Origin of the sequence: Geminocystis sp. GBBB08, assembly GCF_016743215.1 — a bacterium.
Lineage (GTDB): Bacteria > Cyanobacteriota > Cyanobacteriia > Cyanobacteriales > Cyanobacteriaceae > Geminocystis.
Genome location: NZ_VRZC01000251.1, coordinates 1 through 3,558, shown reverse-complemented (window position 1 = coordinate 3,558; position 3,558 = coordinate 1). Strand labels below are relative to the sequence as shown.

The 3,558-nt window shown below is 27.0% G+C and carries 4 protein-coding genes; 1 reads left to right on the top strand and 3 read right to left on the bottom strand.

Going from position 1 to position 3,558, the window contains the following annotated elements:
• Positions 1 to 221: 221 nt before the first annotated feature.
• From FWJ34_RS18775 to FWJ34_RS18765, 3 genes are all read right to left on the bottom strand, one after another.
• Positions 222 to 770, bottom strand: a complete 549-nt coding sequence (locus tag FWJ34_RS18775) for a YqhA family protein (RefSeq protein WP_308256856.1) — start codon at positions 768 to 770, stop codon at positions 222 to 224.
• Between the two features lie 115 nt (positions 771 to 885).
• On the bottom strand, positions 886 to 2,097 hold the full coding sequence (locus tag FWJ34_RS18770; protein WP_308256855.1) for a pentapeptide repeat-containing protein: 1,212 nt from the start codon (positions 2,095 to 2,097) through the stop codon (positions 886 to 888).
• Between the two features lie 420 nt (positions 2,098 to 2,517).
• Positions 2,518 to 3,162 (bottom strand): class I SAM-dependent methyltransferase, encoded by a 645-nt coding sequence (locus tag FWJ34_RS18765; protein ID WP_308256854.1) that lies wholly within the window; start codon positions 3,160 to 3,162, stop codon positions 2,518 to 2,520.
• Positions 3,163 to 3,310: 148 nt separating this feature from the next.
• Here FWJ34_RS18765 and FWJ34_RS18760 point away from each other — a divergent pair.
• Positions 3,311 to 3,558 (top strand): hypothetical protein (locus FWJ34_RS18760; RefSeq protein WP_308256853.1); only part of this gene is annotated, 248 nt, incomplete at its 3' end.

The following is a 3,558-nucleotide window of genomic DNA, read 5'->3' as shown; positions in this document are numbered from 1 at the left end:
GTGGGAAATTATCAATTTTAATAACTATTGCCTATTGCCTGACTTCTTGGAGAAGTCTAATTACTATAAGTTTGAGTTAACATAAAGTTGATTAATATACACCGAATAACAATTAATCATTAAATCAATTTTAATAAATTATCAATTATTTTTTAGTATTATTTCTCTCCGTTTCAAAAAGAATAAAGAAAATTGCCTATTACCTAAATTCTGGCATAAGTCTAATGATTATGATGATCAGATTTATGAGAATATTTATGTTGTAATTGCAGTAAATAACTACTTATGGAAATAAGTAAAATAGATAAGGCAATATAAGCTAAATCACTAGCTTGTTTTATGTCTAAATTTAACATTTTTTTAAATAAACTGACAATCAATGCCACGACAATAACTTGAACTAATTTTCCTTTTAACTCTTCTAAGGATTCACTTTGAAGAATATTAATCTCATCTTGTTGAAATCTAATATCAATTTTAGAAATAAAAAGTTCATAAATACCAAAACTAAAAATTAATAAAACAATACCAATCAAATAATAATCGATACCACCAATAATATAAGAAACAATTTTATAGGTATTTGCTCCTTCTGGATCTTTCATCTCAAATGTTAGAATTAATCCGGCCCAAATATCTAAACTGCCAATAATAAAAAATTTTAAAGCACTAAATAAACTAAATATAACGGGAAAGAGTACAAAAAAACGAAAATTCCAGATCAGAGTTTCAAAAATTATTTCAATTTTATTTATTCTATTTTTCATCATTATTTATCTCAAAAAGTAAATATAGCCATTTCGGAGAATTAGGAATAAATCTTTTATTACAAACCATTTAAAAATATTTTTTAATCAGAAATTTAATAAAAGCTACAAATAAGAACTATTCTAAATTTAATTCTCCTTTTTCAATTTTAGAATTAATAAGTTCTTGTAACATTTTTAGTTCTTGAATATTAATTCGATGATCAGAAGTAATTAAAGATTGAATAGTGTCCATTTCGTCTTGAGAAATTTTACCATCTTCACAAGCCAGTTGAATAAAGTTTTTTAATCTTAATAATTCTTTTATTTCATCCTCAGAAAGTTCTCCATCTTCTTGAGAAAGTAATTCTAATTTTAGCTGACAATCTCGGTTAGAATCCATAATAATTTGCTCTGGTAATAATGTTTGACAAATTCTCGCTTTTAAAATTTGTTTTTCCGTTAAATTCAGGGCATTTTTTAAATCCGCTTCCGTTAAATCTGCATCGTCAAAATTAGTATCAGAAAGATTTGTTTTTTCAAAATTAGCTTTATGTAATGTTGCCTTTTCCAAGTTAGCATTGGTTAAATCAGCACCTTTAAAATTACTATTATTTAAAATACTATTTTGTAACTTAGCATTGTCTAAACTAGCTTCAGTAAAATTAGCTTTGCTTAGAATGGCACTCTCTAATTTAGCATTAGTTAAAATAGCATTTTGAAAATTTGTACCCGTTAAAGTTGCTTCTTGAAGATTAACATTAAATAACAGTGCATTCTTAAAATTAACCTTTCGTAAATCAGCGCCCTGAAGATTAGCATTACTTAAAATAGCGCCTTCTAAATTTGCCCCTGCTAAAACAGCACCTTTCAAATTAGCACTAACTAAAACTGCTTCTTGTAAATTTGCTCTTTCTAAACGAGATTTGGAAAAATTAGCTTTTGCTAAATCAGCTTTTTCTAAATTAATTTTAGTTAAATCAGCTTCTGTTACCGTTAAATTTTCTAGGGAAACATTATCTTTATTCAAATCTTCTAAGGCACTAATTCTTCCACCACTTCCTCCTTGATTTTGGGCTGAATTAATTACTTGCCATGCTTCATAATGTTCTCTTTTTTTGCGATTACGAGCTTCTTTAAAATAAAGTAAAATAGCTGATAAAATAGCAATTACTTCTCCTTTTTCTAATAAAACTTCGATGGTATCTTTTACTGATTTTATTTGTTCTATATCTATCCAAATAATAAGGGGAATTAATAGCAATAAAAAAATAATAATAACAATTGTGGTAGAAGTTTCATAAAACCATTCTAAATATATTTCCCATTTTTTTTTCCAATAATTGAACATCTAATTAAATCTTTTTATTTTCATTACAGCAGTTTTGATCATCTTAAACCACATTCGACTTCTGAGCAAAAATATTTTAAATTAGCTCCTAGTAAGGGATTTGTCCCTAATTTTTCTAGTGTACAACTAATTTGGAAAAATTTGTAGGTAAATTCTTTGATTTTGTCTCATGACTTTTTTTTATCTTACACTTATTTTTATTTAGTAATCTAAGGCAAAAACTGTGGATAGTATTTAAACTACTATTTAAATTACTTTTAAAACAGTAATGTCTAACACTGATTTTATCAAATCTCAAAATAGCACAAGTAAATTTATTATTTTTTTGTAATTTTTGTAAGTCTTCTAAGACTAAATTCAACAATTTTATATCACCTTTCGCCATAATTAATAGATAAGGTTACTAATGGGAAATCAAAATTAATTTTTTCGTGCAAAGACGGCATAAAATGGATCTTTAGCACCAATACCTAACATCTGTAAAATAGCAGGTAATTCTGGCTGTGTCGCTAGTATTTGCGGGGGCTTAAAATCAGGTATTGATTGAAAATAGGATTTTACGAGGTGTATTCTTTGCCTATCGGTAGCCTCACGCCATACAGAAATTGCTTTTTGATAAAACATTCTGTTAGAAAAGGTAAAAATAGCCACACCATTAGACTTTAAAATTCTGGCAATTTCACTAAAAATAGCTTCAGGATATTGTAAATATTGTACTGATACAGCACACAAAACAGCGTCAAAATATTGATCTTCTAAAGGTAATTGAAGATTTTGGTTTAAATTTTGGATAAAATAATGATTTAACCGCTTATTTTTGGCTAATTCTTCCTGATTCATACCATGCCCTTCAATATGGCTAAATTCCATTTCTGGAGGTAAATGTGATACCCAACTACTCATTAAATCTAAAATTCGACTATTTGATTGTAATTCTTGACGATAAAGATTAGTTAATTGTTGAATAAAGTTATCATCTACATGATTAACAAAGCGAGGGTAAGAATAAAAATAATTATCTTCACTATCGTCTAATTTTGTTCTTTGATGAGGTTGTAATAACATTTTTCTTGGATTTTTGGAATTAAACAGGAATCAAATTAATTATAGTGAGAGAATTATAGATAGAGTAGCAAATTTTTTTTTCGACAGGTTGCATAAAACAGCAAAAGTCACTGGATAGATAAATAACAACTATTAACGGTGATTCATTATGATTATGATTAAATCTAACTGCGATAATCTTTTTACCTGTATTTTCCCTGATGAATCTCAATCTGCTAGTTTACTTATTAAATTTTTGTTGTTATTAGAAGCGGAAAAATTAATTCCTTTATTTAAAGTTTGTAACGATAAAGATAATGATATTAACGATGCAATTAATGCTTTAGTTATCACTCAACAGAATCAAATTTTATCTGTGGGAAATATCATCAATAAATCTTTAGGAAAAAATCAATC